Source organism: Armatimonadota bacterium (assembly GCA_037138755.1).
In the GTDB taxonomy this organism is placed as follows: domain Bacteria; phylum Armatimonadota; class Fimbriimonadia; order Fimbriimonadales; family Fimbriimonadaceae; genus Fimbriimonas.
In genome coordinates this window covers 175,990-200,716 of the sequence record JBAXHT010000002.1, presented here as the reverse complement: position 1 = coordinate 200,716, position 24,727 = coordinate 175,990, and the positions used below count along the sequence as shown (strand labels likewise).

24 protein-coding genes are annotated in these 24,727 nt (G+C 54.9%); 12 read left to right on the top strand and 12 right to left on the bottom strand.

Annotated elements, in window-relative coordinates:
- The first annotated feature begins 11 nt into the window (after nt 1–11).
- The 5 genes from WCK51_10695 to WCK51_10675 all read left to right on the top strand — a co-directional run bounded on the left by WCK51_10695 (nt 12) and on the right by WCK51_10675 (nt 4,788).
- Nucleotides 12–1,625 (top strand): ABC transporter substrate-binding protein, encoded by a 1,614-nt coding sequence (locus WCK51_10695; protein ID MEI7577352.1) that lies wholly within the window; start codon nt 12–14, stop codon nt 1,623–1,625.
- Complete coding sequence (locus tag WCK51_10690) at nt 1,625–2,803, top strand: AraC family transcriptional regulator (protein MEI7577351.1); 1,179 nt, start codon at nt 1,625–1,627, stop codon at nt 2,801–2,803. Before WCK51_10695 ends, WCK51_10690 begins: the two co-directional genes overlap by 1 nt.
- The gene (locus WCK51_10685; protein MEI7577350.1) at nt 2,800–3,528 is read left to right on the top strand and encodes an ATP-binding cassette domain-containing protein; all 729 of its coding nucleotides are present in this window, start codon (nt 2,800–2,802) and stop codon (nt 3,526–3,528) included. Before WCK51_10690 ends, WCK51_10685 begins: the two co-directional genes overlap by 4 nt.
- A gap of 11 nt (nt 3,529–3,539) precedes the next feature.
- Nucleotides 3,540–4,046: a hypothetical protein gene (locus WCK51_10680; protein MEI7577349.1), complete on the top strand. Its 507-nt coding sequence runs from the start codon at nt 3,540–3,542 to the stop codon at nt 4,044–4,046.
- Nucleotides 4,047–4,245: 199 nt separating this feature from the next.
- On the top strand, nt 4,246–4,788 hold the full coding sequence (locus WCK51_10675) for a hypothetical protein (protein MEI7577348.1): 543 nt from the start codon (nt 4,246–4,248) through the stop codon (nt 4,786–4,788).
- 52 nt (nt 4,789–4,840) lie between these two features.
- Here WCK51_10675 and WCK51_10670 read toward each other — a convergent pair whose 3' ends face one another.
- On the bottom strand, nt 4,841–5,416 hold the full coding sequence (locus WCK51_10670; protein ID MEI7577347.1) for a hypothetical protein: 576 nt from the start codon (nt 5,414–5,416) through the stop codon (nt 4,841–4,843).
- Between the two features lie 53 nt (nt 5,417–5,469).
- On the bottom strand, nt 5,470–6,651 hold the full coding sequence (gene trpB / locus WCK51_10665; protein ID MEI7577346.1) for a tryptophan synthase subunit beta: 1,182 nt from the start codon (nt 6,649–6,651) through the stop codon (nt 5,470–5,472).
- A 110-nt stretch (nt 6,652–6,761) separates the two neighbouring features.
- Here trpB and WCK51_10660 point away from each other — a divergent pair, with 110 nt between their 5' ends.
- On the top strand, nt 6,762–7,106 hold the full coding sequence (locus tag WCK51_10660; protein ID MEI7577345.1) for a hypothetical protein: 345 nt from the start codon (nt 6,762–6,764) through the stop codon (nt 7,104–7,106).
- On the opposite strand, the gene WCK51_10655 is transcribed toward WCK51_10660, so the two are convergent.
- The 7 genes from WCK51_10655 to WCK51_10625 form a co-directional block, all read right to left on the bottom strand.
- Nucleotides 7,075–8,604: an amidohydrolase gene (locus tag WCK51_10655; GenBank protein MEI7577344.1), complete on the bottom strand. Its 1,530-nt coding sequence runs from the start codon at nt 8,602–8,604 to the stop codon at nt 7,075–7,077. The two genes, WCK51_10660 and WCK51_10655, sit on opposite strands and share 32 nt — an antisense overlap.
- 69 nt (nt 8,605–8,673) lie before the next feature.
- Nucleotides 8,674–9,087 carry a hypothetical protein gene (locus WCK51_10650; GenBank protein MEI7577343.1) on the bottom strand — a complete coding sequence of 138 codons (414 nt, stop codon included), beginning with the start codon at nt 9,085–9,087 and terminating at the stop codon, nt 8,674–8,676.
- 148 nt (nt 9,088–9,235) lie between these two features.
- Nucleotides 9,236–10,525, bottom strand: coding sequence for an NAD(P)/FAD-dependent oxidoreductase (locus WCK51_10645; GenBank protein ID MEI7577342.1), 1,290 nt, complete (start codon nt 10,523–10,525; stop codon nt 9,236–9,238).
- Complete coding sequence (locus WCK51_10640) at nt 10,522–10,749, bottom strand: hypothetical protein (GenBank protein ID MEI7577341.1); 228 nt, start codon at nt 10,747–10,749, stop codon at nt 10,522–10,524. The genes WCK51_10645 and WCK51_10640 overlap by 4 nt, the downstream gene beginning before the upstream one ends.
- Nucleotides 10,746–11,378, bottom strand: coding sequence for a hypothetical protein (locus tag WCK51_10635; protein MEI7577340.1), 633 nt, complete (start codon nt 11,376–11,378; stop codon nt 10,746–10,748). Before WCK51_10635 ends, WCK51_10640 begins: the two co-directional genes overlap by 4 nt.
- The gene (locus WCK51_10630; protein MEI7577339.1) at nt 11,375–12,262 is read right to left on the bottom strand and encodes a UbiA-like polyprenyltransferase; all 888 of its coding nucleotides are present in this window, start codon (nt 12,260–12,262) and stop codon (nt 11,375–11,377) included. The genes WCK51_10635 and WCK51_10630 overlap by 4 nt, the downstream gene beginning before the upstream one ends.
- 14 nt (nt 12,263–12,276) lie before the next feature.
- Entirely contained in the window at nt 12,277–14,127 is a 1,851-nt protein-coding gene (locus tag WCK51_10625) for a hypothetical protein (GenBank protein MEI7577338.1), read from the bottom strand.
- A gap of 217 nt (nt 14,128–14,344) precedes the next feature.
- Between WCK51_10625 and WCK51_10620 the strand changes: the two genes are divergently transcribed.
- From WCK51_10620 to WCK51_10595, 6 genes are all read left to right on the top strand, one after another.
- Complete coding sequence (locus tag WCK51_10620) at nt 14,345–15,760, top strand: DUF4382 domain-containing protein (GenBank protein ID MEI7577337.1); 1,416 nt, start codon at nt 14,345–14,347, stop codon at nt 15,758–15,760.
- Between the two features lie 66 nt (nt 15,761–15,826).
- On the top strand, nt 15,827–16,894 hold the full coding sequence (gene leuB / locus WCK51_10615) for a 3-isopropylmalate dehydrogenase (protein ID MEI7577336.1): 1,068 nt from the start codon (nt 15,827–15,829) through the stop codon (nt 16,892–16,894).
- Nucleotides 16,895–17,018: 124 nt separating this feature from the next.
- Nucleotides 17,019–17,327, top strand: coding sequence for a 30S ribosomal protein S10 (gene rpsJ, locus WCK51_10610; protein MEI7577335.1), 309 nt, complete (start codon nt 17,019–17,021; stop codon nt 17,325–17,327).
- 220 nt (nt 17,328–17,547) lie between these two features.
- A complete protein-coding gene (locus WCK51_10605; protein MEI7577334.1) occupies nt 17,548–17,991 on the top strand; it encodes a hypothetical protein in 444 nt (147 codons plus the stop codon).
- Nucleotides 17,988–18,485, top strand: coding sequence for a hypothetical protein (locus WCK51_10600; GenBank protein MEI7577333.1), 498 nt, complete (start codon nt 17,988–17,990; stop codon nt 18,483–18,485). The genes WCK51_10605 and WCK51_10600 overlap by 4 nt, the downstream gene beginning before the upstream one ends.
- Before the next feature lie 46 nt (nt 18,486–18,531).
- On the top strand, nt 18,532–19,983 hold the full coding sequence (locus tag WCK51_10595; GenBank protein ID MEI7577332.1) for an OmpA family protein: 1,452 nt from the start codon (nt 18,532–18,534) through the stop codon (nt 19,981–19,983).
- A gap of 64 nt (nt 19,984–20,047) precedes the next feature.
- On the opposite strand, the gene sucC is transcribed toward WCK51_10595, so the two are convergent.
- The 3 genes from sucC to WCK51_10580 form a co-directional block, all read right to left on the bottom strand.
- Nucleotides 20,048–21,199: an ADP-forming succinate--CoA ligase subunit beta gene (gene sucC / locus WCK51_10590; GenBank protein MEI7577331.1), complete on the bottom strand. Its 1,152-nt coding sequence runs from the start codon at nt 21,197–21,199 to the stop codon at nt 20,048–20,050.
- Nucleotides 21,200–21,280: 81 nt separating this feature from the next.
- On the bottom strand, nt 21,281–22,930 hold the full coding sequence (locus tag WCK51_10585) for a S8 family serine peptidase (GenBank protein MEI7577330.1): 1,650 nt from the start codon (nt 22,928–22,930) through the stop codon (nt 21,281–21,283).
- Between the two features lie 107 nt (nt 22,931–23,037).
- A complete protein-coding gene (locus WCK51_10580; GenBank protein ID MEI7577329.1) occupies nt 23,038–24,708 on the bottom strand; it encodes a S8 family serine peptidase in 1,671 nt (556 codons plus the stop codon).
- Nucleotides 24,709–24,727: the final 19 nt, after the last annotated feature.

Below are 24,727 nucleotides of genomic sequence, written 5' to 3'. Positions count from 1 at the left end.
TGCTCGTTAAGATGCGAGCATTCGGTCTCTTGGTCATTGGTGCAATTTCGATTGCCCTCGTCGGTTGCGGTTCGGGTTCGGGCGGCAGCGGCGGTTTCAGCTCGCGCGGCGGAGAAGGGAGGGCTGGAGTTTTCCGATACCCACTCCCAACTAACCCAACCTCACTCGATCCAGGCAAGGTCCAGGATGGCGACACCATCGATGTGTGCCAGCAAGTCTTCGAGGGTCTCGTCAAATGGGGCGAGGACAATACCGTTCAGCCGAACTTGGCTGAGAAGTGGGACATCACCAATGGGGGCAAAACATATGTGTTTCACATCAAGAAGGGCGTGAAGTTCCATAACGGTCGTGAACTCAAAGCTGCTGATTTCAAGTGGTGCTGGGAGAGGGTCGGAACTCGTGACTACGGCTCAAGTACTGCCGAAACGTACATGTCCGACATCGTTGGCCTGAGAGACAAGCTAGCCGGGAAATCGAAGGAGATCACTGGAGCCAAGGTCGTTGATGATTACACCTTCGAAGTCACTATTGACAAGCCACGCCCATACTTCCTCGGAAAGCTAACCTATGCGTGTGCGTACGTTTACGCAAAAGAGGCCCTGCCTGACGGAATGAAGGATATGGCGACGGTTCAACAGATGATCGGAACCGGTCCCTTCAAGTTCGAGAAGTTTACTCCTGAGGAAATCGTTGTGCTGGCTGCAAACAAGGACTACCACGGCGGAGCACCTGCGCTGGAGAAGATCGAGCGACCCGTCATCAAAGACGCCCAGAGCCGTCTCAATAAATTCAAAACCGGAGAGACCGATTTGGTGACCCTAGAGCGAGCCGACCTTGCCGCCATCGAAAAGGATCCTGCCCTCAAAGCTCAGCTCAAGACCTTTGACCGCCCTGCGATGTATTACGTTGGCCTCAATACCGACGTCGTTCCTGCTCTTAAAGATCGACGAGTTCGCCAAGCCATTGGAATGGCACTCGACCGAGACAAGATAGTCAACGACATTCTAGGCGGCGTCAACCGTCGCGCCGATTCGATTCTCCCTCCAAGCGTATTCGGATTCCGAGAGACCACGAACTACCTCAAGTTCGATCTTGCCAAGGCCAAAGCCCTTCTCGCCGAAGCCGGATTCCCCGACGGAAAGGGTTTCCCGGCCGTTCAGTTCAGCTATCGAGACGGACGACCAGACGTGGAGTTGGTTGCTCAAGCAATCCAGCAGCAACTCAAACAAAACTTGGGAATCGAGTTCCAGCCTCGCAAGGTTGAGTGGGGTTCTTACCTCAAGGAGCACAATAGCCGAAAGCTCCCTGCGTTCCATATGCGTTGGTCGGCGGACTACCTAGACGCCGAAAACTTTCTCTCTCAGCTCCTCGCCAGCTACGGCAACGAGAACAAGGTCAACTACAAAAACGCCGAATACGACAAGCTCTGTGCTGAGGCCGACGGAATTCTTGACGAAGCAAAACGTAAAGAACTGTATGGCAAAGCCGAAGACATCGTTCTCCAAGATGCCCCGTTCATCCCAATCTACTTCCAGAAGGATGCTGAGTTGATTAGTTCGCGGGTCAGTGGAATGCGCGAGTCGGCCTTCGGTCACCTCCCTCACACGACGACGGCAGTTAAGTAATGCTGGACGTCGACAGCGGCGCCGAGTACGAGATCGCGAAGTTCCCCCGTTCAGGGGTGCTTCGCGATCTGCACTTGCGCCCGCTCGCGGCGGAGCTCAGCCGCGATCCAGGTTGGGAGTCGGGTTCTTCGCCAGCGACATTGGCAATTCCGGTTCCTCTTAGTGCTCGTTCAGTCAGTGTTGTGGGCATCTTTGCGCTTGGTTCTGATCGCAAGGGTTCTGCCGGGGCTTCCTTAGTGGTTTTGGGCTCCAACGGTGAACTGCGGCGGGAGAATCTTGTCGCCGGTCGCCACTACCGCGATGCCTCTGCAACCGAACTTCTCGAGTTCGAAATGGCTCCCGACTGTCGTCTAACTACCGTCGGCTGTGCTCTGCTCGGCGGTACCCGGGTTCGGCTTGATGTCATTGAGCTTCAGCTTCCTTCCGGTTCAGAGCGCCTCATCTTCCAAGCTTCAAGCGAGCACGCGAACTTTGTTATCTTCGATGTCGTTTTCGAGGTCCCCCTGACGAAAGGGAAGTGTCCCTTTCACACCGGCTCCGGCGGAGTTTCTCTCGCGGAGCTTGGTGGCATTGTCCGAATGCGAGATCGTGTTCGGTTCACTCAGGCAGTCGATCAGCTCGTGGCAGCACTAGACCGATCGCCGGATTTGGAGGAGGCCCGAAGCGAAGCCCTCACGTTCCTTGCCATCGTCACTGCCGGAATGCTTGAGGCTGGCGGAGATCGTTCGCTTCACCGAGTCCAGCTCGAGGCTGCTCGAAGATTTGATCAAGTTTCCACAGCGGAGGCTCTCAAAGAGTCTGCAAGGGAAATGGTCGACAAAGTGGTTGGCTCATGGCTCTACAGCGAAGAAGTCCAGCCCCAAATTATCGACCGGGCTTTAAGCCTCGTTGATCGTAATTACTCGAAAGAGATCACTGACGACTACATCGCCGGAAAAGTCGGGATGAGCACCTCTCATTTCCGCTATCTGTTCAAACAGTCAGTCGGCCAGCCCTTCCACAAGTACCTCGTTGCAACTCGCCTCGAGAAAGCGAGGATGATGCTCGAGCAGGGGCAGGGATCAGTGTCGGAGATTGGCGTAGCCGTCGGGTTCTCCAGCCTTGCAACGTTCTCGCGGGCTTTCGCCCAGAGGTTCGGAATGTCGCCGAGCGATTTCAAAAAGGTGCGCGGTCTATGATCGAAGTGACCGAGCTTTCGAAGTCCTTTGGAACCAAGCAAGTTCTCAAGAACATCTCTTTTACGGTCAGTAAAGGTGAGATCGTATCAGTGATGGGAAGCAGCGGAGGCGGCAAAACAACCCTTTTGAGATGCATTGCGGGACTGATTCAGCCGACTTCGGGTTCGGTTCGGGTCGACTCGGTTGAGGTTCGCTCCGATCCGGAAGCAGCTCGTCGCAAGATGGGGATGGTATTCCAGAGTGCAGCGCTCTTCGACTACCTCAACGTTGAACAGAACATCCTCTTCGGAGTTGGTCGCCATCTGAAGTTGAATTCTAAAGACGAGAGAGCGCTCTTGAAGGATTCCCTCTCCCGAGTCGGGCTAGAAGGCAATGAGCATCTTCTCCCGAGCGAGTTGAGTGGAGGAATGCGCAAGCGTGTCGGAATGGCCCGCGCCATCGCCCTTTCTCCTTCTATCATGCTCTACGACGAACCGACCACTGGCCTTGATCCAATCACTACCTACCAAATTGACGAACTGATTTCCCAGCTGAGAAGAGAACTCGGCGTCACGAGTCTTTTGGTGAGCCACGATCTTATGAGCGTAAGGCGAGTAAGCGACCGAGTGGCATTTCTTCACAAAGGGGAACTGGTCTTCCTTGGAACTCCGGATCAATTTCTGGAGTCTGACCACCCCGCCATTAAGGAATTGGTCACAAAGACCCAAGCCGCGCAACTCTACTAAACCTTCTTCCGGTGAAGGCGTTCTCCTCACCATCGCCCGGCAAAAACGGGAACGTGAACAACATGAAGAAGTCTCTCAAAACCCTCATCGTCGCCGCCCTGTTCGCAGGGGCAACCGTCACCGCGTATGCCCAGGCCGCTGGAACAACCGGAAGCCAGAGCACCCCTCCGGCCCAAGGCGGAGCAAAGAAAGGTAAGCAAGGCAAAGCCGGAAAGGCTGATCCGATGATGCTCCTCAAGAAAGACGTTGAAGTCCTCGAAAAGCTCAACCTCACCGCCGAGCAAAAAGATGGCGTCAAGAAGCTGAAGAGCGAGACCGAAGCCAAACTCAAGGACCTGATGAAGGGTAAGACCAAGGGCGACGACAAAGCAGCGCTGCGCGGGAAAGTCAAAGAAGTCGTCGAGGACTACAAGAAGGGTCTGAAGGAGATTCTCACCCCGGTCCAGTACGAAGACTATGAAAAAGGGATGAAGGCTTTGGCGAAAAAAGCCAAAGATAAGAAGGACGGCGGAAACTAACCGTCAACGCTTTGCCCTCGCGACATGAATGCCGTTGCGGGGGCTTTTTTCTGCCCAACACGTCCCCATTAGTCAGAAAGACCCAAAGTTTCTAAGTAGAATCCACGGCACTGAACTAAGAATCTGTTGGATCGTTGAAGCTCTCATCGATCCAATTTCCAATAGGGAAGTTTCCAACAGGGGAGATAAAGAGGAACAAATGAAAAACGTAATCCGAAACTTCGTCGCTCTGGCCGTCATGTCGGCGCTAACCGTAACCGTATTCGCCCAGGGTGCAGGTCCCGGCGGTGGGAAGGGCCAAGGCGGTGGCGGAAAGCTCAGCCCAGGTGGCCAAGGTGGTCCGGGTGGAGGAATGCGCCGCGGTCCAGGAATGATGATGGGAATGGACAGCGAAATCCTCGCCAAGCTCAAGCTCACCAAGCCACAAATGGACGCCGTCAAGAAGGTCAAAGAAGAGACCAAAACCAAGATGGAAGCCCTGATGAAGGGGATGCCCAAGCCTGCAGCTGGCGGCGAGCGACCGAAGCCAGACCCAGCCATGCGAGACAAGTTCAAGGCCGTCATGGATGGCTACCAAGCCGGAATGAAGAAGGCTATGGGCGACGCAAAATACGCTGAGTACGAGAAGATGGTCAAAGAAATGCGAGCCAAGATGCGCGAGAAAGGCGGATTCGGCGGTCCTGGTGGACCGGGCGGCGCTGGAGCCGGAAAGGGCAAAGGCGGCACCAAGCCAGGCCTCTAAAGAAGACGGCAGTTAATCTCAGCCCCAGTGTTTGAAGTACTGGGGCTGTTTTCTATATTGTCTGCCCCACCGGACTCTCCACCATATCCCGATAAGCGACGTACCCCCGGATCCACTGCCCCTGAATTTCGGCGTCCCCAACCGTCCCCTCAGCACAAAACTCGAACACCCGCCGAGAGCACTCATATTCAAGCGAACCCTCGCCAGGACTCTTCATCCGGACAAAAAACCGCAGGTCGTCGTGGCTCTCAAACTGCCGCTCATCATTCACGTAGTTCCCCTGAAAATCCACTCCATACCGAGCAATAATTCGTGCCCGCTCCAAAACTCTGGGAATCCCAAGGTTCTTCTTCTTGTCCTCCAAGATCCCGTACACAAAACCGCCCAGAGTAACACAGACCCCAAGGACGATCCCTGACATCGCTATCCCAACCAGCACCTTCGTGGTCATGCTCTGCACCTGAAGAAAAGTTGGATTGGAGGCACTGCCGGTAAACACCAGTCGCCCCGCCTCTAGCGCGTAGATCCCAAACCCCGACAGAACGCTAAAGCACAGCCCACCCACAATCACCAAACCAAGCTGTTTCTGCTTCTGAATATCAAGCTCTTCCGTGGTGAACCATCTCATAGACGATATGTTACGGAGATTCAGGCGAAATCGTGTTTGGAACTTGTTTGGAACTACAGTTTCAGCAGCCCAGCCACCGTCACCATGTCCTTGTCGCCACGACCTGACATGTTGACAATCACTCGCTCGCCCGGCTTAAACAGCCCCGGAATCCGCAGAGCGGCAAACGCATGCGCCGTCTCCAAAGCACAAATCAGTCCTTCGCGATGCGCGACCCACTGAAGCGCATCCAGTGCGTCTTCGTCTGTCACTGCAACGTATTCCGCCCGGCCCAAATCCTTCAGATAAGAGTGCTCCGCCCCGACGCCCGGATAATCCAGCCCCGCCGAGACCGAGTGCGTTCCGATCACTTGACCATCATCATCTTGCATCAAATAGCTATAAGACCCATGCAAAACCCCCGGTGAACCCGCCGTCAGCGGAGCCGCGTGGGCGCCCGAGGACAATCCACGCCCCCCGGCCTCGACACCAACCATACGGGTCGAATCGTCACCATAAAAGCCCGCGAAGAATCCAATCGCATTGCTTCCGCCGCCAACGCAAGCCACAACTGCTTCGGGAGTCATGCCATATCTTTCAAGATACTGCGCCCGTGCCTCATCTCCGATCACTCGCTGAAACTCTCGAACCATGTACGGGTAAGGATGCGGGCCCGCCGCCGTTCCGATGATGTAGTGGGTCGAATCGACGTTGGTCACCCAATCGCGCATCGCCTCGTTCAACGCATCCTTCAAGGTTTTGGTACCCGAAGAAACCGGGTTCACTTTTGCCCCTAACAGCTTCATCCTGAACACGTTAAGCATCTGCCGCTCGATGTCGTCCTCACCCATGTAAACCTCGCATTCGAGTCCCAGCAACGCACAAACAGTCGCCGTCGCGACTCCGTGCTGTCCGGCGCCAGTCTCGGCGATGATCCGCTTCTTGCCCATCCGAACCGCCAGCAGAGCCTGGCCAAGTGCATTGTTGATCTTGTGCGCCCCGGTGTGGTTTAGGTCTTCCCGCTTGATCGTGATGTGTAGGCCGGTATCTTCTGAGAGCCGCTTCGCCTCAGTCAAAGGGTTTGGACGACCAACATACTCCCGAAGCAGATCGTTAAACTCTGTCCGAAACGCCGAATCCTGCCATGCTCTCTCGAACTCAGCATCAAGCTGTTCGAGGGCGGGCATCAGTGTCTCCGGCACAAATCGCCCCCCAAACGCGCCAAAACGGCCACGAGCGTCAGGTTTGGTTTCCACTCTTCTAGTCTACAGCTTCCTTCGCTGAACCCTCAGCCAAAAACCCGAACCAAGATTCCAGAATTGTGCAACTAACGACAAAAGCCGTACGAATATCGTATAACCAAGAAATGGATCGAATTCTCACTTTCGGAAAGTGCTTTGCAGACCCCATTGCCATCAGGATTATTCGCGTAACCTACCGAACGCCATCGACGATCCAAGACCTCCAAGCCATCCTTGAACTCGATCGTCACACAGTGGACCTTCGCCTCCTCAAACTCCGCGAAGCCGCAATCCTCAAACCCCGCCAAGACGGACGCTGGCTCACCTACGAAATGAACCCAGACATGCGGCCCGTCATCAAAGGCCTGATCACTAGTTTTTACGACGAAGTCAAATGGTCAGCTGAGTGCCTCGAAGACGACCGCCGCTACCAAGAGCTCAAAGCAGTTCGGACCAGCGGTGAAGACTAATCAGCTGATAGTCAGCTAGCTTGCCTTCGGTTAAATCACCCAAGTTTGTGTCGCCGCAGACCTCGGCGCCAGCCACCGTGTAGGCAAGAATCGCCTCATGGAGGTTCACATTCTCGCTTTGTTCGAAGCCTTGCGGTCGTTTGGTCGCGGTTCGAATTCCGTCCATTGGGTCCCCTGGCACAATCGGCCGATCCGAGTTGTAGCTCAGCCGTATTCCTGCATCAAGAACGCTCCTTGAGCGCTTAAGAAGCGCGGTTCGCTCCTCGCCAAGCTGGAGGCGGTACGCATGGCCAAACCTCATTAAGAACTCAGGTTGGAATGTCACGAATGGGTTCAAGTTTCTTATCCGCTCGATTTGGGAGTCGCTGAGAATCATTGCGTGCTCCAGGCGGTGCCGTACGGAGCAACCCGTCGCCTCAAAAGCGTCCAGCACCAAGTCAGTCGCATAGTCACCAATCGCATGAATCGCGACTTGGTATCCCGCGTCGCTGGCGACCCGGGTCATTTCCGTAAGCTTTTCTGGCGAGTAGATGAGCTGTCCGCTCGTCCCCTCTGCCTCGGTCTTCCGCCCGTGACGAGAAACCTTCGGACCGTTCGCTTCGCGACCAGTGTAAGAGCTATAGATCGCCGCCGTCGCCGACCCGATTGCTCCATCTGCAAATAACTTGATCCCACAAATCCTCGTTCGGTCGGGATCGTCGAGCGAAGCTTCTAACTCGCGCAAACGTGCTAGCCCAACGCCTTTCGGGCCAAACACTTCGCGCCACTGAACGTAGAGCCGAGTCCGAATCCGGCACCCGCGCCGCGCCGCCTCGCGGTAAGCCCACACCTCGTCTTCCAGGTTAAAACGGCCCGTCATCATGTCCGCCGCCATCCCGATCCCCAGGTCCGCCATCTTCTCGCCCGCCGCCAGAATCGCCGTCACCATCTCCTCACGGCTCACCTTCGGAGTCCGTTCCCATACATACTCATGCGCCGTCTCCAAGAGGAGGCCGTTCAATAGCCCATCCGCCCCCCGGCCAAACTCTCCGCCCGCCGGTTCCGGAGTCTGCTCGTTCACTCCCGCCGCCGCTAGTGCCGCCGAGTTCGCAACACTCGCGTGGCCGTTGTAGTGCCGCAACAATATCGGCCGCGAACCAGAAACGGCATCCAACTCCGCGCGAGTAATGTGCCGCCCGCCCGGATACTTCGTCTGGTCGTACTGCACCGCCAGCACCCACCCCTCGGTAGAAGCAACCCGATCTCGAACCGCCTCCAATACTTCCTCCTGAGTCGCACACCCCGAAAGATCCAACTTCAAAAGGTCTAACCCCGTCGGCAAAATGTGGCAGTGCGCGTCGATGAACTTCGGCAACAAAACCTGCCCGCCACAATCCAAAACCTCGCCTTCTGCCAGCTTGTCTGTGGTCGGAGCGACCACCACTCGCCCTCCGTCAATCAACATCGACCGAGGCGACATATCTGCCCACCATAAGAAGTTCGTCAGAAGCGTTGGCATGAACAGAATTATGGACTGCGGCAACTTGTTACCGCTCTGGTTGCAAAGAGCTACGCTCGGTCAGCCCGCTCAAACTAGTCGATATCCTTTCCAGAATTCCATCGAATGGAAGCGACAAACTTCGATCATTGCGGGAACTTGCTTCAAATCAAGCGTTGGAGCAACTAGATACTTGTCAACGATCCCCTGCTTTGTTTCGTCATCCTTCCAGACCGGTACACGTTCCAACACCACTTCGCCGTGCTGGTCGACAAATTGCTCCCGAGCTCCCTCAAGTCTAAAAGTCAAGTTACGCATCGAAAGGTATTCGCGGAACGAAGCCTCGTCGAGAAGATTCAACCCCGAGAGGACACCCGATGTAAACTGCGAACTCTGGATACGAAACTCAGCGAACCGAAGGGAAAGGGTCCAGTTCGACTCAAAGACGACTTCTAGGCAAGTAGCTTCATCACCGATGGCCCACTCGTGTCGCCAACGAATCACTCGTCTCGGAAGCCACCGGAGAGTCAGGGTTTTCGACCGTCGCTTTGAGAGTAACCTGGTGCCCTCGAACAAAAGTAACTGACCGTCACCGGCGCTGTGAATAGCTAACTCTTTCATCAGGAACTGCCGACAGCGAATAGCGAAAAAGTCACCCAATCTCCGCCGCAACCCGCTCCGCACTCTCCAACGCACCCTCGATGAACCCCACCCAAGTCGCCGTATGCTCCCCGGCAAAGTGGATCCGTCCCTCGGCAGTTCCAATGTTCCCGGCGTGGTCCAAGGCAAAGCCTGGTGCATGATGGCTAAATGCTCCGAGTGAGTAAGGATCGTTAATCCAGTCGTGAAACTCGCCTTGGACAAAAAATGCGGGAGCCTCCGGAAACATCTGCGCGATCTCATACAGCCCTGCGCTCACCGGGTCGCCGAGACGCGTCCACTCCACCGCCCGATCGCCGCAGATGTAAGCCGTCAGAATCGGCTCCGACCCCCGTGTCCCTTCCCAAAGCTGGTGCAGCGGACCGTCGCAATGTAACCGTCCACAGAACCCACGGTCTCGCCACCAAGCCTGCGAGAACCGCCAAACAATCTTGATCGCCCGGCTCATTCCGCAGGCTTCTAGGGCGCAACGCTTCGCGACCGGCAGGGCCGGCTCAAAAATCACTCGTTCCGCACAGGGCGGCGGCAAGGTCAAAACAACTCGGTCAAACCGCTCGGCTGAATCGGCAAACTGCAACTCAACCCCACTCGAATCCTGGACAACCTTCTGCAATGGACACCCCAGAAAAACCTGCCCCTGCAAACTATCACGCATATGACGCAACAGACCCGAAAACCCGCCCGGAACCCGGAACGCTGACATCTCGCTCTCGCCGCGATTCAAGTTCTCACGGTTGATATAGTGAACATAACCGCCCAGCCAGCCGAGCAAACCGATTCGCTCGATATCGTCACCCTCGTCGCTCCGAAGGTTCGCCCGCAGCCACCACTGCCCTTGCTCCGACTGACAGTTCTGCCTTAAGAAAGAGTCGAGATTGAGGCTGTCGTACTTCGCAAATTCGACGTTCTTCCAAACCGGCAGTTCCAACTGCCTTGCTAGAGCCCGCGCCGAGTGCTCGAAACGCTCCTCATCCTCCGCCGCCTCCGGCCAAAGCTCGCTTGTATCGCGCATCTCACCCTTGTAGCAGGCAAGTGCCGGTTCCTGGTCGGCGGGTTCCAACCCCCCGCAATACTTTTCGACCACCGCACGGCAACGATGGTGATCCGAATCCAGCCACTCACCACCTGCCTCATATTCAGCGCCATTGCCAAGGTCTGTCGTGTAGACCCGTCCGCCAATGCGGTCCCGAGCCTCGAAGACCGAAATCCGATGACCTTGCTCCTCAAGGAGTTGAGCAACGCGAAGGCCAGAAACTCCCGCTCCGACGACTCCGACCTTCATTTTCGCCTCCCAAAAAACGGTAACGCAATCAACATCACCAGAAGCGTACCAAGGCACGCGAACCGAATCCAGCCGGTGGTAAACGCGACCCCTAACAGCAGGACGCCTGCGCCAAGAATTGCAATCGCCGGACCCGCCCGGAACGGCTTATGAACTGCAACGAATCCTCCACCGAACAAAACGACCAGCGCCGCAATCGCGAACGCGGTCTTAAACAGAATCACCCCGACACCTGGCGTATTTCTTCACTGGAGCGCACTGTGACCAATCGTGGTTCACCGTGCCCGACTCCAACAATCCCAACTCTCCGCTGCCCAGCGAGCGGTTCCAGCGTCGTTCGGGCGTCGTCATTATCCTGAATCATCACAACTTCAAACGCATCGTGAAACTGCCAAAGTCCGAGGGCTGCCAGGGGGTGCCCCGTGGAGTGCAGTCCCATGAATCGTAAGTGCCCCTCACCTCTCGCCGCTTCAAGGGCCGCCAGTGCGCCGTTTACCTGATACTCTTCGAGAGTTCGACGGATGCGAAGGAAGTAGAAATCAAGGCAATCACGACCGATTGCCGAGAGGGTCTCGATGAGGTGGGCCTGAACAAGATCAGTTGCATGGTCCTCGCTGGTCGCCCGTTCGATTTGGTAGGTGCCCTGCTGAATCAAAATGACTTCGTCTGCCCCGCGCATGCACCCGCCCCACAGGGCTGGCTGAGATGAGAAGTCAATCGGCAGACCAGAGTCACGCGCTGCTGACACGAAGTCGGAAGGTGATTCCTCGGAAAATCCTCCATCGGGAGCAGCAAGGGCTAGCCACCGCGAAGGGAACTCTTGATTCGTTCGACCGAGAAGATTCTTGTTCATCGTTTAACCAAATGATCTACGAGCAGAAGCAAGAAGACGCCTACCGAAATGCACCCGTTGAGCGTGAAAAACGCCATATTGACCTTGCTGAGGTCGTTCGGCTTCACCAGGCTCTGCTCATAAATCAGCATTCCCGCGGCAAAAATTCCGGCCAGGACACCGACGAATCCGACTCCATAGATGCTCAGGGCTAAGCCGAGAAAGAACAAACTCGCACCGTGCGAGCCTCGCGAAATTTGAAGGGCCCTCACTTTGCCGAACTTGGCTGGAACCGAGTAGAGGCCGTTCTTTTTGTCGAACTCCTCGTCCTGAAGCGCATAAATAATGTCAAACCCCGCGGTCCAAAATGTGACGGTTAGGAATAGCAAGATCGGAACGATGGCGAGTTTTCCGGTGACAGCAATCCACGCCGCCGCCGGGGCAACTCCCAGCGACATACCCAGCCAGAAGTGGCAGAGCCAGGTAAACCGCTTCGTTCGAGAATAGAAGACCGTGATAAAAATCGCGAGTGGAGCAAGGAGCAATGTGACGGTATTCAGCAATCCGGCGGCAATGAAGAACAGCACAATCGAACCGAAAAAGTAGAGGTTGGTCGTTCGAAGGCTGAGCAACCCAGCCGGGATTGCGCGTCTCGCGGTTCGCTCGTTTCTCGCGTCAATATCGCAATCGGCAATTCGATTGTAGGTCATTGCTGCTGTTCGGCAGCTCACCATAGCAATAAGAATCAGTAAGAAAACTCGCCACCCTGGAAAGCCAGGAGTCGCCCACATCATGCCTATCAGGGCATATGGCAACGCGAATATCGAATGCTCAAACTTGATCATCTCGAGGAACGCCCGAAACGCCGAGAGCCCTTTGAGTTCAGAAGTTGATGCGGTTGCCATCAACTTACATTGTGTCAGAACATGTAAGCGCCGGGTCCAATTTCGATGCTCCCGCTTCGCTCTCGCTCTGATTCGACAGCAAGAAGTGAAACCCATTCTACGCCTTTCCCTCCCAGAGGGATTTTTAAGACTCGCCAGCCATTTCGGTCGGTGGGACCCTCCATGGAACCCAAATCAACCGAGATAACTTCGCCCGCTGAGTCTCGATATTCAGACTTCAGTCGGTTACTTGAACCGTCTGGACGAACCCAAACGACAAGCGCCCTCGCACCTTCAGGGATGGCAGATCGGCTCTTTGGAACGACAAGTGCTTTACCGCCGCCATCGTAGTTGAGCAAGACGCCACGCTGCCCAGCCAAGAGCTCGCCGGTTAGTTTGCCCTCTCGCTTAACTTCCCAGCGTGTCGGATCGAAGCTAGTCTTTTGTAATTTGTACGACTCGCTGACACTTCCGCTGACTCCTACGGAAACCATTGGTGACTCCTCCGTCGTCGCGATGGGTTCGACAATTCGTGGACCGTCAATCTTTGCGTAACAGGTGACGTTGGCACCGTTCGATCTTTGATATTTGAATTCGAGTTTGGCGGTTTCGGTTGTTGACTTTTGGACAAGAACGCACCAGCCGTCTTCGTCGATCGGTGGCGCAAAGGCGAAGTCCAATCCATCCAGCGACCTGGCGATCGGCTTGTTTGGAATCGTGACGGTGGCTACTGGCCTGGGAATTGCGACGGTTTGACCGCCGGTTAAACTTGCGTACAGTGTCTTGAATCTCTTCTCCTTCATGGAGAGATCCGAGAACTTGACACCTGCTTCTTTCTGATACCAACGTGCTTGGACCAGTTTGCTTGAACCTGCTCCGACGATGACCCAATCCAACGGGTCTTTCTGCGGAAGCCAGCGGAAATTTGTGCAGCCGCGAAACTTTTCAATGACTTCCTTTACCGCGATGAAGGATGGCTTGAGGTCAAGGTTTTCTCTAACCAGTCCTAGACGGTCAGCAGGATTATCGGGATTGGGACCGTTATCCTGCCAAGAGTCGTAAACGGTTATCGGGATGTTCAACGCCGAGTTCAGTAGCCACATCCGAGTGACGTACATTGCCTGACGACCTTCTGTGTTCTTTCCTCGGGCCGTGCTGTACCCCCAGCCAGTGCAGATGATCGGGAGTTCCTTTCTTCCGGCTGGTGCTCGTCGAGCGATCAGGTCTCGGATGGCCTGAAGTTCACCTACCAGGCTCTCTGGTCCGCCGATTCGGTTGGGGTGAATCGAAATGCCGTCGACAAGGCTGAGTAGTTCTTCGGTTAGCGATGAATTGAGGAACTGGGTATCAACTCCAGCTCCGGCCGGGGCGATGATTCGGCAAGTGGGGTCCATGAACCGCATTGCTTTGGCTGTTTCGACTGCGAGACTGGAGTAGTCGGTTGGGGATGGGATCGGCTTCCAGGACTGCTCTGCATTAGGTTCGTTCCACACCTCCCAGACAATCTCTTCTCCCTTAAACTGCAATGCTGCTTGTCCGGCCCAGCGGGCGAAGGCTGCCCTTGCTTCGGGCATCGTGGGGGCGCCTGCTTGGTAAGCAGGGTTTGACCCGGACAGGCAGAAGATTTGGCGAATTCCCTTAGTCTTCAGGTCGCGGAGAAGTCCCTCGAACTTGGAGAAATCGTACTTACCCGGAGCAGTTTCAGTTTCCGCCCAAGGCAAAACTGAGCGGGTGTACTTGAATCCACCCTTGGCAAGCAGTTCCATCTCTCCTTTTCGCGGAGTTGTGAACTGGATGTTGACACCAGTTCCGGGCCAAATCTGGCGAGGGGTGTCGACAAACACTATCACCGCCGCAGACGCGGCCACTAATGCGGCGGAGAGCATAACGGCATTATATTCCTTCTGTCCGAACGGCTGCTCCGGGGTCACGGGTTGGAGTTCGGAAGGACCTTGAGGAAATCTTAGTTTTGTCCAATGGACGAAGCTCGCACTTTTACTGGCAGTGGGCATTTATCCCTAGTGGCAAAAAGCCTTGGTAGTGAGAAATCCGGATCGAGCAGTGGAAACCAATCGATTACCGTAAAATGCACAGAACGACATCATGAAAACCAGACTCATTCAGAACATCTTGGCTTTGATCGCCCTACTTGGGGTGCTATTTGCAACCCAGGGGTGCGGCGGAGGCAGCGCAACATCCGGTACCGGAAACTTCCAGCTGTTCATCACCGATGATCTTCACGCTGGCTACAGCGGGGTCTGGGTGAAGGTCTACAAAGCCCAAATCAAGAATTCTGCTGGCGCCTCCACAACTCTATTTGACAGTGCGGAAGGCACGACCGTCAACTTGAGGCAGCTCAACGATGGAGCTTCTCGGTTCCTGTTGTTGGCTCCGGGCGTGTTGCCTGATGGCACGTACAACAAGATCGAGTTTGTGTTGGATAAGTCGGTTACGCTTGTCGCGACTCCTTCGGGAACCTCGTCAACTGGCAACTTCCCGGCGCGAATGGATGACTCCGTTGCTGGACGAAGCAAGTTGGAAATTAATCTCACTCCTGCCCTCGTGGTTCCCGGAGCGACTCGAGTCGCGATTGACTTTGACCTTCGCAACTGGACTTTCGCAGGTGGAATCGTAACTCCTGTTCTTGGCGTTCACCCCGGAACCGGGCTTGATGATCCGGCTCGACACGAGCGGTTTGAGTTTAAGGGCCTTGTCCGAGACTTGAATGGAGCGGCTCCAACGCAGTCGTTTGTTCTCGGACTACGCTCAGGTGGCTCGGTTAGCGTCGTGACAGATGCCAACACTTCGATCGTTGGTGACGGTGCTTCGGCACTTGCTAACGGACTGAAGGCGGAAGTCTATGGAGACTTCAACCCAACAACGAAGACGGTGGCCGCAAGGGTAATTAAGCTTGAGAGTCAGTTTGAGAATGAAGCCAAGGCGATCGGCTCTCCGTTGAACGTGGTTGAGGCGTCTAACTCATTTGATGTTAAGCCAAAATTCACTCGAGGTTTCGCTCCTCAGGGTGAGAAGGTTGGAGTGGTCACGAATCCGACGACGACTAGGTTCCGAGGCAATCATGGTTCTACTCTCACTTCCGCTCAGTTTTACTCGGCGGTGGTTGCGGCAGGAGCAAACGCTGTTATCGAAGTCGAAGGCACTTACAATTCAGGATCAAACACGATTACAGCCAAGAGTGTGCATATCGAGAACGAGACAGAATTGGGTGGAGCGGAGGCCGACGGAAGTACGTCGCTTCCTAACCTGGATGCTGGAACTTTTGTGGTTACGGTGCGGGAGCACGAAGGATTCACAGTTCCGGAGAACGGCCAGGTTCTAGTTCGCGTGAGTGCTGCAACGAGGTTCAAGAACACAAATGGGGCCGAGATGAACAAGCCCAGCTTCTACGAAGTCCTGGCTGGTGGAAGTCGAACGGTAGAGATTGAGGGCATTTTCCGAGATGGTGTATTCAGCGCTGGCAAAGTCGAACTGAAGTCGCTAGGCGGCGGAAACAACTAAGTCGGACTTTTCAAAAGCCGTCCCGAGAACGTCGGGGCGGCTTTTTCGTTCATAATCACAGGCACGATGGCGTTCAAAGTTGCGGTTTTGCCTGGTGATGGAATCGGACCCGAAGTTGTGGCTGAAGCGGTCAAGGTTGTCCGCGCAGTTTCATCGGACTTTGAGTTCGAAGAGGCTCTGATTGGGGGAATTGCTTACGATCAGACTGGACATCCACTGCCTGCGAAGACGCTCGAGCTTTGCCACAAAGCCGATGCAGCACTGATGGGTGCCGTTGGCGGTCCCAAGTGGGACAATATTCAGCCCACCTCCTTGCGCCCTGAAGTTGGAGCTTTGTTAGCTCTCCGGTCCGAGCTGAACCTTTACGCCAATGTGCGCCCCGCAAAGACGATGAAGGCGTTGCTCACTGCATCGCCGCTGAAGGGCGACCACGGGATGATCGACCTTTGCGTTGTGCGCGAGTTGACCGGTGGAATCTACTTTGGCCAGCCTCGCGAGAGACGCGAGAATGGGACCGTTGCGGTGGATACCTGCACTTATTCCAGAGCAGAAATTGAGCGAATCACGCTCAATGCCTTCGATGTTGCGAGGGCGCGGCGAAGGGAAGTTGTGAGCGTGGACAAGGCGAACGTTTTGGAAACATCGCGATTGTGGCGTGAAGTCGTCACCGATCTCGCGGCGAAGAATCCAGACGTAAAGGTCACGCACATGCTTGTCGACAACTGCGCCATGCAGTTGATCCGTGACCCACGGCAGTTTGACGTGATTCTCACCGAGAACATGTTTGGCGATATTCTGTCGGACGAAGCGTCCATGATCACCGGCTCGCTTGGCTTGCTCCCTTCGGCTTCTCTAAGCGATCCTAAAGGCGACCTTCCTTTCGGCCTGTACGAGCCTGTCCACGGCTCGGCTCCTGATATTGCTGGACAAGGAAGAGCGAATCCGGTGGCGACGATTTTGTCCGCGGCAATGATGTTGCAGTACACGTTCAAGAATCTTGAGGCAGCAAAGCGCATCGAAGATGCTTGTAACAGGGTTCTGGAGAGCGGCTTGCGAACTGCGGATATCTTTGAGCCAGGTTGCCAGTTGGTGAATACCAGCAAGCTCGGCGACGCGATTGCAGCGGCTGTGTAAAGTTGGAAGTTCCGAGGAACTTCCGACTTCCTACTCAAGCCTAGGTATACTCTTCCGACCCCCGAGAGGTTGGTGCTGGTTTTGCCGCCATGCATGTTTTCACGGTGGGTGAAGGAACTATCAAATGGCAGGAATTCGAGTCCGAATCAGACTGCGTTCGTACGACCACCGGTCGATCGACACCAGCGCAGAGAAAATTGTAGAAACCGCGAAGCGCACAGGCGCACGAGTCAAGGGTCCAGTGCCTCTCCCGACTCACCTCCGACGCTTCTGCGTCATCCGAGGGCCGCACATCGACAAGGAGTCGATGGAGCACTTCGAGCTTCGCACCCACAACCGCCTCATCGATATCATCGAGCCGAACAACAAGACGATCGACGCCCTTATGCGGCTCGACCTTCCGAGCGGCGTTGATATCGAAATCAAGATGTAGCCTCTGGGTGAAAGATAAGTGTTAAGAGTCCCCTTTCGAGGGGACTTTTTTGTTGCCATTTGAAACGTGCATCCTCTAAAATGTGTAACTCCCCCCAACGGGTAATTAATGGAGAACGATGGACGGATTTATCATTTGCCCCGGTTGCAAGGCGCAAGTACCCGCAGGTTTTGGTCAGTGCCAGTTTTGTCAGGCTTCCTTATCGGGAGTCGCGAGGCCTATGCAAGACAAAAAGGGAATGTTCGCCTACGAGGATGGACATACACAAACTTACTTTGGCAAACCCAAGTGGGTTGACCCGGCATATAACGTCGTCTGCATATACTTCATCGTCATGGGGTTGATCAACATCATCCAAGTCTTGGTTGCCGTCAGCAAGATCAAGGAAGGTGACATCGCCGGCGCATTGACTTGGATTGGAGTAGGAATCTACTCCCTCCAGGTGCTTTTCGGAATTGCACTTCTCACCAAGGCTCAATGGGTTAGAGATTTGACGACCTACGTCTGCGGAGTACGGATCATATTTGGTTTGATGAATCTATTGCCAGCTTTGGCACTCACTGCCACCGGGTTCTGGGGCTTCATGGGATTCATCGGAGTCCTCTTCGATCTGATTACCAACGCAATGATGATCTACCTGATTGGCGAAACGGACCGAAAGTGAAGACGGACGTTCCGCCAACTCGGCAGTGCCCAAAGTGCAACCAAGTTGTCTTCGCATCGGCAGTGCGGTGTCAGTTCTGCCAGGCGCTCCTGGATCCAACCGTGCGGCTTCCGCAGGCGGTTTCTGATGACGGTAAGCCGATGAATGCCAACGAGAAGATCTTCCTTGCCTGTTCGGCAGTGGTGATGATCATGGGAGTAATCCGAATCGTGGTTGGCACTGGACTCGGAAACTCGCCTAGCTGGGGAACACTTACCCTTGGTATTGGTTGGGTAGCGTTTGCCTACTTCATGACAACTCGAAACCAGTTCATTCGAGACAATATCGTTTGGTTCGCAAGCTTTGGGCTTGTGTTCGACGTTGTTGGGCTCCTAAGCTACCAGCTGATCCGAGTTGTCTACCACCCTGCGCTTGCAACCGGAGTTTTGGTCGCAAGCCTCCTGGAAGGGAGTGCCTTCACTTTCCTATTGGTTAAACGCGACGAGTGGCTGTAGTCTGCTGCTGTTAACTTTGCTAGGAGGGTGATATGCTTAGCGCGTCATGGCGAGTTTAATTGATTTGGTCAAAGGGCATTTCACCGACGATTTGGTTGAGCGACTGGGACCTTTCCTGGGAGTTGACGGGGAAAAAGCGAACAAGATTGCAGATGCGGTTATCCCCGCACTGCTTGGCGCAGTCACCCAGAGAGCCGGGGATGGCGATATTCTGGATCTGATCAAGACATTTGTAGGAGATGGGTTTGACTTTGGGAAGATTTGGAACCCAGCGGGTGGGTTAGTAAGCCTGGTTGAACAGGGTCATCCGATTGTTAGCACCTTGTTTGGTGACCGAGCGAAGGAGTCGGTTGCGGCGGTAGCCAAGGCGGCGGGGACGACAGATCATGAGGCACGAAAGGCCCTCAACCTTACTGCACCGGCCCTGTTGGGAACTTTGGCTTCCTCCCTGGGTGGAGGAGTCACGACAGCCGGACTCGCTGGCCTACTGGAGGCGAGTAAAGATTCCATCGCCGACAAGGCGGGATCGTTGGGCCTACCTTTCGATGTTAAGGCTGGAATTGCGGCTCTTGCGGGTCTAGCAGGCGCGTCGGCGGTGGCCGCAGCGGGAACTCAGGACGGCGAGGCCCCAGCTCCTCAAGTCAAGAAGACGCCAAAGCGGATAACAGTCGGTGATACCGATCAAGTGAAGGAAGCGGTTGTCGCTTCGGTTGCCGCTACACCGAGCGTAACTCCTGCTCCTCCTGCCCCGGTGGCGGAAATCACTCCAGAAGAAGACCATAAAATCGCAGCCGTGACTGGGCAAGTCCCGGTCGTTACTTCTCCTGCGGCGAAAGGAAGCATGTTCGGCGTGGCTGCGATCCTCGGCTTTGGCCTCATCGGAACTGTTCTACTCATGAAGGGCTGTGATGCCGTACCCGCCGGAGTACCCCCTGTCACGGAGGAAACTCACTCGGGTGCTGCCACCCCAGAGGTGAAGGTTTCGGAGCCGAAAATCGAGGAACCTGCCATGCCACCGGCTCCCACTGATGAAGCTTCAAAGACGGGCGACATTAAAGTCGAGTTGGACGGCGGAGTTCAGCTTGACGCAGCGGCCAACGGAATTGAATACAAGCTCGTGGAGTTTATCAAGTCGGATAAACCTGTCGATAAAGAAACCTGGTTCAGCTTTGATCGGCTCTATTTTGATACGGCCAAAGCTTCGCTCAAGCCCGAATCGCAGAAGCAACTCCAGAACATTGTCGAAGTCATGAAAGCGTTTCCCAATGTCAAGCTTAAGATTGGCGGCTACACCGACAACCAGGGAGCAGATGACTTCAACATGAAGTTGTCAACGGAGCGAGCGAAGACAACGTACGAAAAGCTGACGACGATGGGAGTTGCGGCGGATCGCCTAGCCTATGAAGGCTATGGAAAGGCTCATCCGGTTGCTGATAACGCCACCGAAGCAGGGCGCGAGAAGAACCGGCGAATCGACGTTCGAGTCACGGCAAAGTAGAAGCACAAACACAAAGAAAAGCCCCGACTAATATTGGTCGGGGCTTTTTTGTGTTCGGGTTAGTTTAAGCGTGAGCAAGTTCGACGATCATCTTCGCGGCTTCTTGCACAGTAGCCGCTGGGATGACTTGTGAACCTTCAAGAATCTTTCGCCCCTCTTCGACATTGGTGCCTTCGATACGAGCAACAACCGGAATTGATACGTTCATCTCACCGAACGCAGTGAGAACGCCCTTTGCGACTTCGTCAACCTTTGTGATTCCGCCGAATATATTGATCAAGAGCCCTTTGACGTTTGGATCCATCATGATGAGTTCGACGCAGGTCTTAACGCGCTCGGCGTTTGCTCCGCCTCCGACGTCGAGGAAGTTAGCCGGTCGACCGCCAGCGGCATTGATTTCATCGAGGGACTGCATCGTCAGTCCAGCGCCGTTTGCCATGATTCCGATCTCTCCGCCAAGATTGACATAGGCGATCCCGCGTCGCATTGCTTCGGCTTCGATAGGGTGATCGGCGGAATCCGAAGAGGTTTCGTTGTAACCAGGGTGTCGGAACAGGGCGTTGTCGTCGATGGAAACCTTGGCATCTGCCGCGATCAGCTTGCCGTTAGCGTCTAGCGCGCACGGATTGATCTCGATCATATCCGCATCGTTCTCTTCGTAAACTTTGACGAGCTTCTTGATCATCTGAACCATCTGTCCAGCGGCTTCTTTCGGGATGTTTGCCTTCTTGACTGCGGCTCGAACTTCGAAGTCTGACAGTCCCCAAGCAGGATCGACCACGAGCTTCACGATGGCATCTGGATTGTGCTCGGCAACTTCTTCAATCTCCATCCCGCCTTCTTTGGAGATCATCACCACGTTACGCTGTAGCGAACGGTCAAGAAGAACGGAGAGGTAGTACTCCTGAGCAATATCGATGGTCTCCGTGACGAGGACCTTCTCGACAACCATCCCGTCTGGGTTTTGGATGCTGATCAATCGCTTGCCGATCAGTTCCTTGGCGAATACCGAAGCTTCGTTGGCGTTCGTGAAAAGCTTGACGCCTCCTGCCTTCCCGCGGCCGCCCATCAAAACCTGCGCCTTGACAACGACGTTTCCGCCGAGCTTTTCGGCGATGGCCTTCACTTCGGCGGGATCGGAGGTGACATCTCCGGCGGCAACGGGAACCCCGTACTTTGCCAACAAGTCCTTCGATTGATACTCGTGGAGCTTCATTTGAACCGCAAGTTTACCGGGAAAAACAAAGGGCACTCCATAACGGAGTGCCCTTTGTGTCGTTCCAGTGATCCGGTCGGATTAAGGGATCAGTGTGGAGTCGTACCCACCTGTTACCGAGACCCTGTTGAACTCAATGTTCCAAGGATTCTGACCCGCCCTCACTGGGCTTACCGATCGGACGAGCAATCGGACGTGCCCCGAGCTGTTCAAGTAGCGACCAAGGGTGTTTACATCAAGCGCTATCGTGGATGTTCGCTCCGTACCGGAGTTCCCGATAATCCCGACTTGATCGAATGCAGCGGTTGCGTAATTGTATGCAAACACAAAGGTGCTCGCTGGAGCCGGCGCGTTGCTCACGAGCTCGACGCGTGCGCTCTTGATCGCCGCAAGAGGTGTGGTTACTCTAACAATCGTATCGAGTGAAGCGACTCCACCCAACCGACTTAGGAACGTCGACCGGATGATGAATCGTCCTGCGTCCGTCGCATTCGTTGAAGCTGCGGCTGCAAAGTCGGAGCTGAATTGGTTAACGTTAGTTCCTTCAGTCACGCCTCCCACGACGCCGACTCTCGATAGCAGTGAAGTCGACGAGTAGTCGGTGAGCGGCACAGCTTTCAGCACAGCTTTGTGAGCATTGACGCGACCCTTGATGACAAACGGTCCGACGTTATCGCAGGTACTAAAGATGATGTCCCTCACCTGAGCGTTGGTCAGTGCAGGGTTTCGACCCCAGACAAGTGCAGCTACGCTTGCGACAAATGGACACGCCATCGAGGTTCCACTGTTCTTAACATAAGACGAATTGGAGCTGATGCCGAAAGACATAACGTCCTCTCCAGGCGCGGCCACGTGCACCCAGTCTCCGTATGTGGAGAAACTTGCCCTGGTGTCGGAAGGATTAGTTGCCGCGACTGCGATTACATTCTGTGCAGCGGCTGGATAGTTTTTCACCGTGTTGCCAGCGTTTCCAGCTGCAGCAATGACTAGGCATCCCTTGCCCCACGCATAGTTGATGGCGTCTTGCATCACCTGGCTTTCGGAAGGAAATCCTAGGGAGAGCGAGAGAATCTTGGCTCCTTTATCAGCTGCGCCTCGAATGCCCGCTGCTACTGTCGTCGCAAAGGAGTTCGGGAACACTTTGAGTGGCAGAAGTCGGGCGTTGTATGCCGAACTCGCAACACCAATTCCGTTGTTCGTGTTTGCGGCAACGATGCCGCCGCAGTGTGATCCGTGACCATCGGAGTCGCTAGGGTCTGAGTCGTTGTCAGAGTAATCGTATCCGCCCGGAGCGATTCGTCCCACGATGTCCTCGTGGTTCATAATCAGACCAGTGTCCAAGACAGCTACCACCATCTTCGGGTTACCTTTAAAGATATCCCAGGCGGCTTCATCTCTGACTTGCTTGTGACCGTACTGTTGGCTGTAGAGCGGATCGTTTGGAACGTGGAAGAGTTCCGCTTTGAGATCCTTTTCCGCGTAGATGACATTCTGCGAGCGTCGAAGAATCGCGATTCCGTCTTCGACGGTTCCGGCACCGATCGTAAGGATCGAGATCCCCATGTCAGGCATAAACCTGGTCTCTGTCGCCTTCAGAGCCATTCTGGCCAAGGGTGGAATGACGCCATTACGTGTCCGGACGATGATCCGATCTGGCGCGTAAGTCTGTGCAAATGAACTTGCACACAGGAATCCTGCTAGACTTGCTGCGACTGCAACTTTGAACTTCATCAAGTTGAACTATACAACATAATTCGTTTGCCGCGACCACCGTTGAGCGATAAGTGAAATCGTGTCCATAGTCAGGCATGGTCCCCAACTATGGACACGACAATTGGCTAGGGAACCATGTTAGGATCGAAGCCACCCGTCACTGAAATTCGATTGAACTCGATGTTCCATGAGCCTGTTCCAGCCCGCTGAGGGCTGACGGAGCGAACGAGGAGGCGGACGTGTCCTGAGCTGTTCACGAACTGTCCAAGGCGCGTCATGTCCAGCGATAGGCTTTGACCTTTCTCGATACCAGCGTTGCCTGTCGATCCAATCAGTTCGAATTTGCCGGTTGAGTAGTTATATACGTAGGTGAAAGAAGTCACCGGGAGTGGCGCATTGCTCACGATTTCCACCTTTGCCGAACGAATCGCAGACAGCGGAGCAGACACTCTCACAATGGATTCGATACTGGCAACTGAGCCGAGCGAGTTGGAGTCTCGCGACCGCAGAATGAATCGACCAGCGTCCGTGACATTCGTCGAAGCTGCAGCGGCACTGATCGAACCGAAGCCATTGACAATCGTTCCCTCAGTTACGGTTCCGACAACGCCGACTTGGTTCAGCAGCGTCGTTGAGCTGAAATCAACGAGCGGAGCCGCCGCGTTTACAGCCTTGAGCGCATTTACTCGTCCACCTTTGAGCCACGATCCGACGGGGTCGGCGGTGGTCAGCAGAATGTCACGAACTTGTGAGTTGGTGAGGAAAGGATTCCGACCCCAAACCAATGCCCCAACACTTGCGGCGAACGGGCAGGCCATTGAGGTTCCACTGAGGTCAACATAGCTTGTGTCCGAGGCAATGCCGAACGACCGAATTTGAGTTCCGGGTGCAGCAAGTTTGACCCAGTCTCCCCAGTTGGAGAAGCCAGACTTCTGATCATTCTGATCAGTCGAACCCATCGTGATGACATTGTCGCATGCGCCCGGATAGCGCTTCATATTGATGTTGTCGTTACCAGCGGTTGCAAACAGAAGGCAACCTTTGCCCCAAGCGTAGTTCACAGCATCCTGCCAAGCCTGCGGGAAGGTGTAGGTGCCAAACGACATGGAGATGATCTTTGCGCCTCGATCTGCCGCCGCCATGATGCCTTGCACAACTGGGTCGCCGCTAGGGTTACTGCCGAATACCTTCATCGGAAGAATTCGAGTGTTGTATGCAACGCTTGCAACGCCTTTTCCGTTATTCGTATTCGCTCCGACAATTCCAATACAGTGGCTTCCGTGTCCGTCGGTATCGGTCACGTCGGCGTCGTTATCACCGAAATCAAATCCACCTGGTGCAATCCTGCCAACGATGTCTTCGTGGGTGGTTCGCAGTCCAGTATCTAGCACAGCCACAACCATCGTTGAGCGACCTTTGAAGAGATCCCAAGCTTGCTCCGACTTGACCATCTTGTGTCCGTATTGATTTGGATACTGAGGGTCGTTCGGCACGTGGTCGAGTTCCGGGATGTATCGTGGTTCCGCGTACACCACGTCGCGCGAACGAGCGAGCAGCGAAATTCCGTCTCGAACACTCGACTTGGAGATTGTGAGCTTTGACAGACCGAGTCGCCGGTCAATGATCGTCTCGGTTGCGCCTAAAGCAATTTTTAGAATCGAGGGAGCCTGGCCGCCACGTGTGCGAACGATAATCTCGTTCGGTGCGGTTTTGGACATTTGGGGGGTTTGGCCGAGGCCCACCGAAGCGAGACCAAGGACGAGTAACGTTGCGGGGACAAAGCTAAGACGATTCATGGCGTATTACAAAACGTAA